The organism is Pseudomonas sp. R11F (assembly GCF_050312575.1).
GTDB classification, from domain to species: Bacteria; Pseudomonadota; Gammaproteobacteria; order Pseudomonadales; family Pseudomonadaceae; genus Aquipseudomonas; species Aquipseudomonas palleroniana.
On record NZ_JBNPJU010000034.1, the window covers coordinates 40628 to 53508 of the forward strand.

The following is a 12881-nucleotide window of genomic DNA, read 5'->3' on the forward strand; positions in this document are numbered from 1 at the left end:
GGTCAGGCGCTAGAATAGCCGGACCAATGACGACAAAGGGACAAGGTTATCATGCGTACATTCAATCGCCTGCTCCTCACTGGCTTGATTGCACTCGCTCCGATGGCTGCCATGGCGGCAGACAGCGCCCCTTCGGGCGATCCGGAAGTTACCATTCGCACGGAAGGCGACAGAACCATCCAGGAGTACCGCCAAAACGGTTTCCTGTACGCAATCAAGGTCACTGTAAAGGGTGCCCCACCGTATTTCCTGGTGCGCGCGGACGGAACCGACGCGAACTTCATCCGCTCTGACCAGCCGGATATGCTGATCCCGTCATGGAAGATCTTCGAATGGAAATGATTTCTTAACTTCAATTGGCGCCGCACATCGCGGCGCCCGTACTGGCAGTTTTAACCATGTCTGTGTTTACCCCCCTGGCTCGGCCCGAGCTGGAAACCTTTCTCGCCCCTTATGGGCTCGGCCGCCTGCTTGATTTCCAGGGGATTGCCGCTGGCAGCGAAAACACCAATTTCTTTATCAGCCTGGAACAGGGCGAATTCGTCCTGACCCTGGTTGAGCGCGGCCCCGTCGCGGAGATGCCGTTCTTCATCGAGTTGCTCGACGTGCTCCACGACGCTGACCTGCCAGTGCCCTATGCGCTGCGCACCACCGACGGCGTCGCCCTGCGCACGCTGGCCGGCAAACCGGCGCTGCTGCAACCGCGCCTGGCCGGCAAGCACATCAAGGACGCCAACGCCCAGCATTGCGCCCAGGTCGGTGACTTGCTGGGCCACCTGCACCTGGCCACCCAAGGCGAGAAGGTGCTGGAACGCAAGACCGATCGCGGGCTGGAGTGGATGCTCAGTGAAGGGGCACAGCTGATTTCGCACTTGAACGAAGCGCAGCAACGTTTACTGCAAGCGGCATTGACCGAGATCGACGCCCACAAGGCCGAGATCCTGGCCTTGCCACGCGCCAACGTGCATGCCGACCTGTTCCGCGACAATGCGATGTTTGAAGGCACGCATCTCACAGGATTGATCGACTTCTACAACGCCTGCTCCGGCCCGATGCTGTACGACGTGGCGATCGCCCTGAATGACTGGTGCTCGGATGCGCAAGGCGTGATTGATGGGCCGCGTGCCCGCGCACTGCTGGGCGCCTACGCGAGCCTGCGGCCGTTCACTGCGAAGGAGGCCGAATTGTGGCCGACGATGTTACGGGTGGCTTGTGTGCGGTTCTGGCTGTCACGGCTGATCGCCGCTGAGTCGTTTGCCGGGCAGGATGTGCTGATTCACGACCCCGCCGAGTTCGAGCACCGTTTGGCGCAGCGCCAGCAGGTCACGATCCAACTGCCGTTCGCCCTTTAAAGGACCCACTCGGTCAAAAATGTGGGAGCAAGCCAGCTCCCACATGGGTTTTGCGTCAACCGTCAGAGCGACTCCAGGCACCCGGCCAAATCGTTGCCCAGCTTCTCCAGCACCTGCTCGTACCCTTGAGCCGTGGCCGGTGTGTAGCCGCCCAATGCATCCAGCTCCGCCAACTTCACCGGCAGGCCGGCCACCAGCGTCTCAGCCAAACGCGGACGCAATGGCGGTTCACTGAACACACATGTCTTGCCCACTTCCTGCAGGCGCGTGCGCATCGCCGCGACGTGCTGGGCACCCGGCTGTACTTCGGCAGCCACGCTGAACACACCGGTGTGCTTGAGCCCATAGGCGTCTTCGAAGTAATCAAAAGCTTCATGGAACACGAAGTAGGGTTTGTCGCCGATGGTCGCCAGGCGAGCCTTCAACCGTGCGTCCAACGCATCCAGACGCTCATCGAAAGCCTTCACGTTACTCTGATAACGCGCGGCATTGGCCGGGTCGGCAGCGCTGAGATCAGCAGCCATGCGTGCCGCGATCACGCGCGCGTTGACCGTCGATAGCCACAGGTGCGCATCCAGGCTGCCCGGGCGATGATCGTGGTCATGTTCGTCGGCTTCGTCAGCGTGGGAGTGGCTATCTTCGGCGAAACGACGCAGCTTCATGCCTGGAAGATCCTGTACCGCGACGGTCGGCAGGCTACGCCCCTTGAGCACACGCGGCAGGAAGCTCTCCATGTCCGGGCCGATCCAATACAGCAGGTCCACCGACTGCACGCGCCGTACGTCGGATGGGCGCAAGGCATAGTTATGCGGCGACGCGCCAGGTGGCAACAAGACCTCCGGGATCGCCACGCCATCCTGCACGGCAGCGGCAATCAGCTGCAACGGCTTGATGCTGGTCAACACCTTGACCTCAGCCTGAGCGGCTGCGGTAACGAACAAACTGGTGACAAATACGACAAAAACGGGAAAAAGTCGGAACACGATGACCACTCGATGGCGTAGGAACGGGTAACATAATAACGTCTCTATCAAATGTCTGTCGCCGCTCATGCCTAAAACACCGCTTGCCAGCCGTCCCCACGACCACTCCCACTGCGTGCATACCGCGCTGTCGGAAGCCGACACCCTGTGTACGCAGAAGGGCCTGCGCCTGACCGCATTGCGCCGTCGGGTACTGGAACTGGTGTGGCAAAGCCACAAGCCGCTGGGCGCCTACGACATTCTTGGCGTGCTCAGCGAGCAGGACGGCCGCCGCGCCGCGCCGCCGACCGTATACCGCGCGCTGGACTTCCTGCTGGAAAACGGCTTGGTGCATCGCATCGCCTCCCTCAACGCCTTTGTCGGCTGCAGCCATCCGGAGCACGCGCATCAAGGCCAGTTCCTGATCTGCCGGGAGTGCCACGCCGCCATCGAGCTTGAACAGAAAAGCATCAGCGATGCCATCATCCAGAGCTCCGCCGACGTCGGCTTCAAGGTTGAAGGGCAAACGGTCGAAGTGGTCGGGCTCTGCTCGGGTTGCCAGGGGGCTTGATGAGCAACGCGTTAATCCGCCTGGAACAGGTCACGGTCACGTTCGCCGGGCAAAACGTACTGGATAACATCCCGCTGAGCGTCGAGCCCGGGCAGATCGTCACGCTGATCGGCCCCAATGGCGCGGGCAAGACCACCCTGGTGCGTGCCGTGCTCGGTTTGCTCAAGCCCGACAGCGGCCGTGTATGGCGCAAACCCAAGCTGCGTGTCGGCTACATGCCGCAGAAGCTGCACGTCGATCCGACGCTGCCCCTGTCGGTACTGCGCTTTCTGCGCCTGGTGCCCGGTGTCGACCGTACCCGCGCGCTGGCCGCGCTCAAGGAGGTCGGCGCCGAGCAGGTCATCGACAGCCCGGTGCAAAGCATCTCCGGCGGCGAAATGCAGCGCGTCTTGCTGGCCCGCGCCCTGTTGCGCGAGCCCGAACTGCTGGTACTGGACGAACCTGTACAAGGCGTCGACGTCGCAGGCCAGGCCGAGCTGTACAGCCTGATCACCCGCCTGCGCGACCGCCATGGCTGCGGCGTGCTGATGGTCTCCCACGACCTGCACCTGGTGATGAGCACCACCGACCAAGTGGTGTGCCTCAACCGCCATGTGTGCTGCTCCGGCCACCCGGAACAGGTCAGCGGTGACCCGGCCTTCGTCGAGTTGTTCGGCAAGAACGCGCAGAGCCTGGCGATCTACCACCACCATCACGATCATGCCCATGATTTGCATGGCGCCGTCGTGACTGATCCGGCCAAACCTCATACCCACGTTCATGGAGATAGCTGCAAGCATGGCTGATTTTCTGCTCTACGCCCTGCTGGCAGGCTTGGCTTTGGCATTGGTGGCGGGCCCATTGGGCTCGTTCGTGGTCTGGCGGCGCATGGCCTATTTCGGCGACACCCTGTCCCACGCCGCCCTGCTGGGCGTCGCCTTGGGCTTTTTGCTGGATGTGAGCCCGACCCTCGCCGTCACCGTGGGCTGCCTGCTGCTGGCGGTCCTGCTGGTGACGCTGCAACAACGCCAGCCACTGGCCTCCGACACGCTACTGGGCATCCTGGCGCCAAGCACCCTATCCCTGGGCCTGGTGGTACTGAGCTTCATGCACGAAGTACGCATCGACCTGATGGCCTACCTGTTTGGCGATCTGCTGGCGATCAGCCCCGGCGACCTTGCCTGGATACTCGGCGGCAGCGCCGTCGTACTGGTTTTGCTGGTAACCCTGTGGCGCCCGTTACTGGCGATCACAGTGCATGAAGAACTGGCCACGGTGGAAGGTTTGCCGGTGCCAGCCCTGCGCATGGCCCTGATGCTGTTGATCGCGGTGGTGATTGCTGTTGCGATGAAGATAGTCGGCGTATTGTTGATCACGTCGCTGCTGATCATTCCCGCCGCAGCCGCCCAGCGCCATGCCCGCTCCCCCGAGCAGATGGCCATCGGCGCCAGCCTGCTGGGGATGCTGGCAGTGTGCGGGGGCCTGGCGCTGTCCTGGTTCAAGGACACGCCCGCAGGACCGTCGATTGTGGTAACGGCGGCCGCCCTGTTTCTGCTGAGTTTTGTCCTGCCCCGTCGAGGGGTGTAGACTTGCTCGCTTTTTGCGCAATTAGAGAGTCGCAGGAATGAAGCCGTTCAACGCCCGTTATCTGCTCCTTGCCGCATTTTCCCTGCTGCTGGGCGCCTGCCAAAGCACACCGCCGGCCGCTCCCGCAGCCCCGGATGCGCGTGCCGTGGCCATCGCGCAACTGGAGCAAAACCTGGCCAGCAGCGAGCTGGCCACCGCTGAAGATCAACTCGCCGCATTGCAGGCCCAGTCGCCTGACGACCCGGCCCTGGAAACTTACCAACGCCAGCTGGCCGAAGCCTACCTGCAACGCAGCCAGATCGTCTTGCAAAAGGGTGACGTCAACGCCGCCGCCACGGCGCTGAGCCGTGCACGCGCATTGATGCCCAAGGCGCCTGCGCTGACCGGCGGCGTCAACAACGCCATCAGCCACGCCCGCAAAGCCGAGCTGGATAAAGCCGAAGCCGCGTTGAAAGCCGCCGAAACCAAGCCTGTCGCCAAAGTCATCGACCCGGCAGCCGAAAGCACGACCGTGGCGCTGAACCTCACCGACATAGAAGAACTTCGCCATCAACTGGATGCGATTGCCACCGACGTGGTGAATTACCAGTGCGACGTGAGCATTCAAGTGCCGCGCACCCAGGACTACCCATGGCTGTCCACCTTGCTGAGCAAACGGGTGAAGCGAATTGATTCGGGATATGACCTGAAGATCCACCGGCAGATTCTGAAAAAGATCCCGGCGCAGGTTGTGCTGATTCCGCGCAAAACCCAGTAAAAGCATCGGGAGCAAGCCCCCTCCCACACTTGAAAACTTCATCATTCAAGTGTGGGAGGGGGCTTGCTCCCGATAGCGTTCTGCGATCACTTAAGCCGGAATAGCCTTGGCCTTCGGCTCACGCTCCCACACCCGATGCTGGGCAATCGCGGCAAAAAACGCCTTGAACGCTTTTGCATCCGCACCCACGATCAACCCCGCGTCCACCTCAAGCTTGAGCAGCTCCAGCAAGGGTTTGGCATCACCGGCAACGGCAATCGCCTTCAGGTGCTTGTACGCTTCCAACAGGTAGTGCAACGCCACGCCATCCCCGCTCAGCGCCTTGATCGACTCCTTACCGCCCGGTACAAACACCGCATCAAACGCAATGGACGGCATGCCTTCCATCGACGCATCTACCGCCAGGCTCTTGCCATCTGCGGTCTTCACCGGTGCTGAAGTCGGCCCCAGCAACTTGGCGTGCGCACCTTCGGCTTCCAGCGCTGCCTTCAACGCCGCAATCGCCGCACCATCCACACCGTTAGCCGCCAGAATCGCGACTTTTCGCGTCTTGATATCGCCCGACAGCAGGTTCACCTGGCTCAAGGCCGGCGACACTTTCAACGACGCCTTACGTGGCGGCACCGTACCTTTGGTCGGCGCCGGCAAGCCCAGGTTCTGTGCAACGCGCTTGGCCAGTTCCAGGTCGATATTGGCCAGGATCTCATTCACCTGGCGAGCGCGGATAAACTCGCGCTCCACCTTGCCCAACTCGAAGCTGTAGGCCGCGATGATGTGCTCTTTCTCGTGATGGCTCATGCTGTTGAAAAACAGCGTGGCTTGCGAGAAGTGGTCACCAAACGACTCGCTGCGCTCACGTACCTTGTTGGCGTCGACGCGCTCGTAATAGCTTTCGAAACCACCATTCTCGGCAGCCGGAGGCGTTTCTTTCGGCCAACCTCCGTCAATCGAATTCGGTTCGTATGCGGCACGCCCCTTGTCGATCACCGTACGGTGTTGGGCATCGCGCTGGCCGTTATGGAAAGGCACGACCGGACGATTGATCGGCAATTCGTGAAAGTTCGGGCCACCGAGTCGGCTGATCTGAGTATCCGTGTAAGAAAACAGACGGCCTTGCAGCAACGGATCATTGGTGAAGTCGATACCCGGCACGATATGGCCTGGGCAAAAGGCGACCTGCTCGACTTCGGCAAAGAAGTTGTCCGGGTTGCGGTTGAGCACCATCTTGCCCAGCGGTGTCACCGGCACCAGTTCTTCGGGGATGATCTTGGTCGGGTCGAGCAGGTCGAAGTCAAACTTGTGCTCGTCCTCTTCGGCTACGATCTGCACGCCCAATTCCCATTCCGGGTAGTCGCCACTCTCAATCGCTTCCCACAGGTCGCGACGGTGGTAATCGGTATCTTTACCGGCAAGCTTTTGCGCCTCGTCCCACACCAGCGAGCAGGTGCCGACTTTCGGGTGCCAGTGGAACTTCACAAAGCTCGATTGACCTTCGGTGTTGATCATGCGGAAAGTATGAACGCCAAACCCCTGCATGGCGCGTAGGCTTTTCGGGATGGCGCGGTCGGACATGGCCCACAGCACCATGTGCGCCGACTCCGGCTGCAGCGAAACGAAATCCCAGAATGTATCGTGAGCCGAGCCACCGGTAGGAATCTCGTTGTGCGGCTCAGGCTTCACCGCGTGTACGAAGTCAGGAAACTTGATGGCGTCCTGTATGAAAAATACCGGCATGTTGTTGCCAACCAAATCGAAGTTGCCTTCGTCGGTAAAGAACTTCACGGCGAAGCCGCGCACATCGCGCACGGTGTCGCCCGAACCCCGAGGGCCTTGCACAGTGGAGAAGCGCACAAATACCGGGGTTTTATGCTCAGGATTGCGCAAAAACCCGGCCTTGCTCAGCGCCGAGTGGTTCTCATAAGTCTGGAAATAACCATGGGCCGCGGTACCCCGGGCATGCACGATGCGCTCCGGGATGCGTTCATGGTCAAAATGCGTGATCTTTTCACGCATGATGAAGTCTTCCAGCAACGAGGGGCCACGGGCGCCAACTTTCAGGGTGTTCTGGTTGTCGGCAATCTTCACACCCTGGTTGGTGCGCAGGGCCTGGCCGGTAGCATCGGAGCGAAACTCCTCCAGCGCTTGCAGCTTGGCGTTGGTATTGCCACGGTCCAGGGTGTCGGTCCCCGCAAGTTCACTCTTTGGCGGGGTGACTGGCTTTTTAGTACTCATCGGGCAAAAACTCCTTCTTAAGTGGCCAGAGCGATCCCCGGCTCTTCTAGAACAACCCCCAGGCACGGCACCTGGGGATTTCGAATTGCCTAAGTAGTGACTGATCCCTTTATGCACCGTTCCTTTTTTATGACCTTTGATCGCGTTATTGCCAAATCGCTGGTTGAATGCGAAATAAATGCTAAGAAACGCTATACGGACAGGCTAAAATGCGCGCCCGGCTAACCGCTGCTCCCTTTTCCATGCGCCCCACAAGGTTCGCTACGTGATCGAGTTTCATAACGTCCATAAAACCTACCGCGTCGCCGGTAAGGAAATCCCCGCCCTGCACCCCACCAACCTGCGCGTCGAAAACGGCCAGGTATTCGGCCTGATTGGCCACTCCGGGGCGGGTAAAAGCACACTGCTTCGCCTGATCAACCGCCTGGAGCAACCCAGCGGCGGCCAAATTACTGTCGACGGTGAAGAAGTCACCGCGCTGGATGCCAACGGCCTGCGTCGTTTCCGCCAGCAAGTCGGGATGATCTTCCAGCACTTCAACCTGCTGGCCTCCAAGACCGTCGCCGACAACGTGGCGCTGCCGCTGACCCTGGCCGGCGAATTGTCACGCAAGGACATCGACCTGCGCGTGGCCGAACTGCTCGCCCGCGTCGGCCTGTCGGACCACGCCAGGAAGTACCCGGCGCAGTTGTCCGGCGGCCAGAAGCAACGCGTCGGCATCGCCCGTGCCTTGGCGACCAAACCGAAAATCCTGCTGTGCGACGAAGCCACCAGTGCCCTCGACCCACAGACCACCGCTTCGGTGCTGCAACTGCTGGCCGAGATCAACCGCGAGCTGAAGCTGACCATCGTGCTGATCACCCATGAAATGGACGTGATCCGCCGCGTCTGCGACCAGGTGGCCGTGATGGACGCCGGTGTGATCGTCGAGCAAGGCTCGGTCGCCGAAGTGTTCCTGCACCCTCAGCACCCGACCACCAAGCGTTTCGTGCAGGAAGCCGATCAGATCGATGAAAGCGAGCAACGGGATGACTTTGCCCATGTACCGGGTCGAATCATTCGCCTGACGTTCCAGGGCGAAGCGACCTACGCGCCGCTGCTGGGCACCGTCGCTCGTGAAACCGGTGTGGACTACAGCATCCTTGCCGGTCGTATCGACCGCATCAAAGATATTCCCTATGGCCAACTGACCCTCGCCGTTACCGGCGGGGACATGGAAGCCGCTTTCGCCCGCTTTACTGCGGCAGACGTCCACATGGAGGTTCTGCGCTAATGGAAGTCCTGTTGAGTTTCTTCGCCAATATCGACTGGTCCGAAATCTGGCTCGCCACCGGCGACACCATGACCATGCTGTTCGGCTCGCTGTTCTTCACCGTACTGCTCGGCCTGCCGCTGGGCGTGCTGCTGTTCCTGTGCAGCCCGCGCCAACTGTTCGAACAGAAGGGCCTGTACGCGTTGCTGTCGCTGATCGTGAACATCCTGCGCTCGTTGCCATTCATCATCCTGCTGATCGTGATGATCCCGTTCACGGTCCTGATCACCGGCACTTCGCTGGGTGTGGCCGGCGCGATTCCGCCACTGGTGGTAGGTGCTACGCCGTTCTTCGCACGCCTGGTGGAAACCGCCTTGCGTGAAGTGGACCGCGGCATCATCGAAGCCACCCAATCCATGGGCGCCAGCACCCGCCAGATCATCACCAACGCGTTGCTGCCCGAAGCACGCCCCGGCATTTTCGCGGCAATTACGGTGACAGCAATTACACTGGTTTCCTACACCGCCATGGCCGGCGTGGTCGGCGCCGGTGGTTTGGGTGACCTGGCGATCCGCTTCGGCTACCAGCGTTTCCAGACCGATGTGATGGTGGTCACCGTGGTGCTGCTGTTGATCCTGGTGCAAATTCTGCAAACCGTCGGCGACAAGCTGGTGGTGCACTTTTCTCGAAAATAACGGCCATTGCCGGCCCTGCCGGCACATGCCCGAACAAGGAGCTTGCTGGATGAAAAAACTACTGGTTGCTTTCGCCGCCGTTGCCGCGTTTTCCGCCCATGCTGCCGAGACCCTCACGGTCGCCGCATCGCCGGTGCCACACGCAGAGATCCTCGAATTCGTGAAGCCGGCCCTGGCCAAGGAAGGCGTGGACCTGAACGTCAAGGTCTTCACCGACTATGTACAGCCGAACGTACAAGTGGCTGAAAAGCGCCTGGATGCCAACTTCTTCCAGCACCAGCCGTACCTGGACGAGTTCAACAAGGCCAAGGGCACTCACCTGGTGAGCGTCGGCGCGGTGCACCTGGAACCCCTGGGCGCCTACTCCAGCAAGTACAAAAAGCTGGAAGACCTGCCGGACGGTGCCAACGTGGTAATCCCGAACGACGCCACCAACGGCGGCCGCGCACTGTTGCTGCTGGCCAAGCACAACCTGATCACCCTGAAGGACCCGGCCAACATCCTGTCGACCATCAAGGACATCACCGCCAACCCCAAGCACCTGAAATTCCGCGAACTGGAAGCCGCCACCTTGCCGCGCGTGCTGACCCAGGTCGACCTGGCGCTGATCAACACCAACTACGCCCTGGAAGCCAAGCTGGACCCTTCCAAGGATGCGCTGGTGATCGAAGGCAACGACTCGCCTTACGTGAACATCCTGGTGACCCGTGAAGACAACAAGGACTCGGATGCGGTGAAGAAGCTGGTGGCAGCCCTGCACACGCCTGAAGTGAAAGCGTTCATTCTGGAGAAGTACAAGGGCGCGATTCTGCCGGCGTTCTGATCCAACCTAGTGATCGTTCCCACGCTCCGCGTGGGAAAGCAGCCCGGGACGCTCTGCGTCCCGCTTCATTTGCGCTGTAGCAAAACCGGCAACTGCGCCACCAACTTCTGGTTGTTCAACGGCGCGCGAATAAACCCACGCTGCGTTCCATCCGGCCCGATCAGCGCCAGGTTGCCGCTGTGGTCGACGGTGTAGTTTGGCTTGCTGGTATCAGCCGGAATGAACGGAATGCTCACGGCATTCGAGACCTTCTGCACCTCCTCGACATTTGCGCCGGTCAAACCTTGGAACTGCGGGTCGAAATAGCCCAGGTACTGTTTGAGCTGGGTCGGCGTATCGCGGTTCGGATCGACACTGACCAGGATCACCTGCAGCTTGTCCAGCGCCTCCTTGGGCAGTTCGCTCTTGATCTGACGCAGCTGCGCAAGCGTCGTCGGGCAGATGTCCGGGCAGAAGGTGTAGCCGAAGAACAGCAGGCTCCACTTGCCTTTCAATTCGTTGACCAGCACGGGCTGGCCGTCCTGATTGGTCATGGTCACCGGCGGCAACTGGCGACTCTGGGGCAGCAAGATGATGCCGGCGTCGATCAGCGCGGTAGGATCACCCTGACCCTTGCCCGAAAGCACTTTATTGACGGTCAGGCCCATGATCAACGCGACGATGGCCACCAGGATAAACACGGTTTTTTGAGTTCGGGTCATAGGTTCAACAGTAAGTAGTGGTCTACGAGCAGGGCGATAAACAGCAAAAACAGGTACCCGATAGAGTACTTGAAGGTGCTGATCGCCGCGTGCGGCTTGCTGCCACGGTACAGCACCCAGGCCCATTGCAGAAAGCGCCCGCCCAATACCAGCGCACAGGCCAGGTACAGCAGGCCGCTCATGTGAATCACAAACGGCATCAAGCTCACCGCCAGCAAGGCAAAGGTATAGAGCAAGATATGCACCTTGGTGTAATGCTCGCCGTGGGTAACCGGCAGCATCGGGATATCGGCCTTGGCGTATTCCTCCTTGCGGTGAATGGCCAGGGCCCAGAAGTGTGGCGGGGTCCAGGCGAAGATAATCAACACCAGCAACAGCGGTTCGGCGCTGACGTGCCCGGTGACGGCAACCCAGCCCAGCAGCGGCGGAGCTGCACCGGCCAGGCCGCCGATAACAATGTTTTGCGGGGTCGCACGCTTGAGAAAACCGGTGTAGATCACCGCGTAACCGAGCAACGAGGCCAACGTCAGCCACGCCGCCAGTGGGTTGGTAAACACCAGCAACAGAACCAGGCCAGCAACCGCCAGAAACAATGCAAAGGCCAACGCGGCCACTGGAGAGACCCGCCCCTCGGCTAATGGCCTTTTGTGGGTGCGCGCCATCACCGCATCGATCCGTCGATCAACCACATGGTTGACCGCCGCCGCGCCACCGGCACACAGGGCAATGCCCAGGTTACCGAACACCAGCACCGTCCATGGCACACCCGCCCGGGTGGCGAGGAACATGCCCACCAGAGACGTGATGAGCATCAGCACCACTACCTTAGGCTTGGTCAGCTCCAGGTAGTCACGCCAGATCGCCTGATCGTGACGTGCGCCGATCAAGGCCGCCATGGCATTTCTCCCTTGAGCGTAATGAGGCCCGCCACCTGTTTGCGCGCAATGAAGCGCCAACCGAACGGCAACTGATTGCGCACCTGGACCAGGCTGGTACGCGCGTGGTAATTGACCAGCACCAGCGTCAGCAACAACGCCGCGCCCCCTGCGTTATGCGCGACGGCCACCGGCAACGGCAGATGGAAATACACATTGCTCAGGCCCAGGCCGATTTGCGCCGCCAGGGCGATCAGCAGCAAGCCCGCCAGCCGGGTCATACCCACGGCGCGCAACTGCCAGACCAGGCCGAATAACACCACCGCGACGATAACCGCGCCGATACGGTGGGTCAGGTGGATGGCCGTGCGCGCATCGCTATCAAGCTGCCCGCCCAGGTAGTTGGGACCGATGTGCTGGGCCAGGTGAAAACCATTGGCAAAGTCCGCCGCCGGCCACCACTGGCCGTGGCACGTCGGCAGGTCGATACAGGCCACCGCCGCATAGTTGGAACTGACCCAGCCGCCCAGCGCAATCTGCCCTATCACCAGCACCAACCCTGCCGTTGCCCAATATTGCAGGCGCTTGGGCACGATCAACGCGGGCAACACGCCGGACAAGCGCAGGGTCAGCAGGAACAGCAGGCTCAGGGTCGCAAAGCCGCCCAGCAGATGGCCGGTGACCACCTGCGGCCACAGCTTCAATGTCACTGTCCACATACCGAATGCCGCTTGGGCGAACACCACCGTCAGCAAGAACAGCGGCAATTTTACCGGCTGGCCGGGGTCACGCCGATGGCTCCACGAACGCGCCGCCAACAGCACGATCAGTACGCCCAAGGTGCCGGCAAAGTAGCGATGAGTCATTTCGGCCCAGCCTTTGTCCGCCTCCACCGGCGAGTCGGGAAAATGCAGCTCGGCATGGGCCAACTGGGCTTCGGTCTTGGGCACGCTGATAAAGCCGTAGCAACCGGGCCAGTCCGGGCAACCCAGGCCGGCGTGGGTCAGGCGGGTGTAGGCACCCAACAGCACGACCAGCAGCGCCAGCAAGGTGGCAAACAACGCGAGGCGAAATCCAGGTTTGGCCATGACGATG

Annotated in this window: 14 protein-coding genes; 9 read left to right on the plus strand and 5 right to left on the minus strand. The window is 61.0% G+C overall.

Annotation, left to right across the window (positions count from 1 at the left end):
• Positions 1 to 51: 51 nt before the first annotated feature.
• The gene (locus tag ACQRBV_RS08745) at positions 52 to 342 is read left to right on the plus strand and encodes a DUF2782 domain-containing protein (RefSeq protein WP_060756492.1); all 291 of its coding nucleotides are present in this window, start codon (positions 52 to 54) and stop codon (positions 340 to 342) included.
• Between the two features lie 56 nt (positions 343 to 398).
• Entirely contained in the window at positions 399 to 1352 is a 954-nt protein-coding gene (locus ACQRBV_RS08750) for a homoserine kinase (protein ID WP_104995112.1), read from the plus strand.
• Between the two features lie 62 nt (positions 1353 to 1414).
• Here ACQRBV_RS08750 and ACQRBV_RS08755 read toward each other — a convergent pair whose 3' ends face one another.
• Positions 1415 to 2344 carry a zinc ABC transporter substrate-binding protein ZnuA gene (locus ACQRBV_RS08755; RefSeq protein WP_090367713.1) on the minus strand — a complete coding sequence of 310 codons (930 nt, stop codon included), beginning with the start codon at positions 2342 to 2344 and terminating at the stop codon, positions 1415 to 1417.
• A 58-nt stretch (positions 2345 to 2402) separates the two neighbouring features.
• Between ACQRBV_RS08755 and ACQRBV_RS08760 the strand changes: the two genes are divergently transcribed.
• From ACQRBV_RS08760 to ACQRBV_RS08775, 4 genes are read left to right on the plus strand one after another with little or no spacing between them, the layout of a single operon-like run.
• Positions 2403 to 2885, plus strand: a complete 483-nt coding sequence (locus tag ACQRBV_RS08760) for a Fur family transcriptional regulator (protein ID WP_060756495.1) — start codon at positions 2403 to 2405, stop codon at positions 2883 to 2885.
• Complete coding sequence (znuC, locus tag ACQRBV_RS08765) at positions 2885 to 3670, plus strand: zinc ABC transporter ATP-binding protein ZnuC (protein WP_161548498.1); 786 nt, start codon at positions 2885 to 2887, stop codon at positions 3668 to 3670. Before ACQRBV_RS08760 ends, znuC begins: the two co-directional genes overlap by 1 nt.
• Positions 3663 to 4451 carry a zinc ABC transporter permease subunit ZnuB gene (gene znuB / locus ACQRBV_RS08770; protein ID WP_060756497.1) on the plus strand — a complete coding sequence of 263 codons (789 nt, stop codon included), beginning with the start codon at positions 3663 to 3665 and terminating at the stop codon, positions 4449 to 4451. Before znuC ends, znuB begins: the two co-directional genes overlap by 8 nt.
• Before the next feature lie 37 nt (positions 4452 to 4488).
• On the plus strand, positions 4489 to 5208 hold the full coding sequence (locus ACQRBV_RS08775; protein WP_060756498.1) for a PA5502 family lipoprotein: 720 nt from the start codon (positions 4489 to 4491) through the stop codon (positions 5206 to 5208).
• A 90-nt stretch (positions 5209 to 5298) separates the two neighbouring features.
• Here ACQRBV_RS08775 and katE read toward each other — a convergent pair whose 3' ends face one another.
• The gene (katE, locus tag ACQRBV_RS08780) at positions 5299 to 7440 is read right to left on the minus strand and encodes a catalase HPII (protein WP_104995109.1); all 2142 of its coding nucleotides are present in this window, start codon (positions 7438 to 7440) and stop codon (positions 5299 to 5301) included.
• Between the two features lie 265 nt (positions 7441 to 7705).
• Between katE and ACQRBV_RS08785 the strand changes: the two genes are divergently transcribed.
• From ACQRBV_RS08785 to ACQRBV_RS08795, 3 genes are read left to right on the plus strand one after another with little or no spacing between them, the layout of a single operon-like run.
• A complete protein-coding gene (locus ACQRBV_RS08785; protein ID WP_411985767.1) occupies positions 7706 to 8713 on the plus strand; it encodes a methionine ABC transporter ATP-binding protein in 1008 nt (335 codons plus the stop codon).
• Positions 8713 to 9387 carry a methionine ABC transporter permease gene (locus ACQRBV_RS08790; RefSeq protein WP_060756501.1) on the plus strand — a complete coding sequence of 225 codons (675 nt, stop codon included), beginning with the start codon at positions 8713 to 8715 and terminating at the stop codon, positions 9385 to 9387. The genes ACQRBV_RS08785 and ACQRBV_RS08790 overlap by 1 nt, the downstream gene beginning before the upstream one ends.
• A gap of 49 nt (positions 9388 to 9436) precedes the next feature.
• On the plus strand, positions 9437 to 10210 hold the full coding sequence (locus tag ACQRBV_RS08795) for a MetQ/NlpA family ABC transporter substrate-binding protein (RefSeq protein WP_090367721.1): 774 nt from the start codon (positions 9437 to 9439) through the stop codon (positions 10208 to 10210).
• Between the two features lie 65 nt (positions 10211 to 10275).
• On the opposite strand, the gene ACQRBV_RS08800 is transcribed toward ACQRBV_RS08795, so the two are convergent.
• Genes ACQRBV_RS08800 through ACQRBV_RS08810 form a run of 3 tightly spaced genes read right to left on the minus strand, consistent with a single transcriptional unit; the run spans position 10276 to position 12874 of the window.
• Positions 10276 to 10911 carry an SCO family protein gene (locus ACQRBV_RS08800; RefSeq protein WP_090367723.1) on the minus strand — a complete coding sequence of 212 codons (636 nt, stop codon included), beginning with the start codon at positions 10909 to 10911 and terminating at the stop codon, positions 10276 to 10278.
• Entirely contained in the window at positions 10908 to 11807 is a 900-nt protein-coding gene (gene cyoE / locus ACQRBV_RS08805) for a heme o synthase (RefSeq protein ID WP_244701268.1), read from the minus strand. The genes ACQRBV_RS08800 and cyoE overlap by 4 nt, the downstream gene beginning before the upstream one ends.
• On the minus strand, positions 11795 to 12874 hold the full coding sequence (locus ACQRBV_RS08810) for a COX15/CtaA family protein (RefSeq protein ID WP_411985766.1): 1080 nt from the start codon (positions 12872 to 12874) through the stop codon (positions 11795 to 11797). Before ACQRBV_RS08810 ends, cyoE begins: the two co-directional genes overlap by 13 nt.
• Positions 12875 to 12881: the final 7 nt, after the last annotated feature.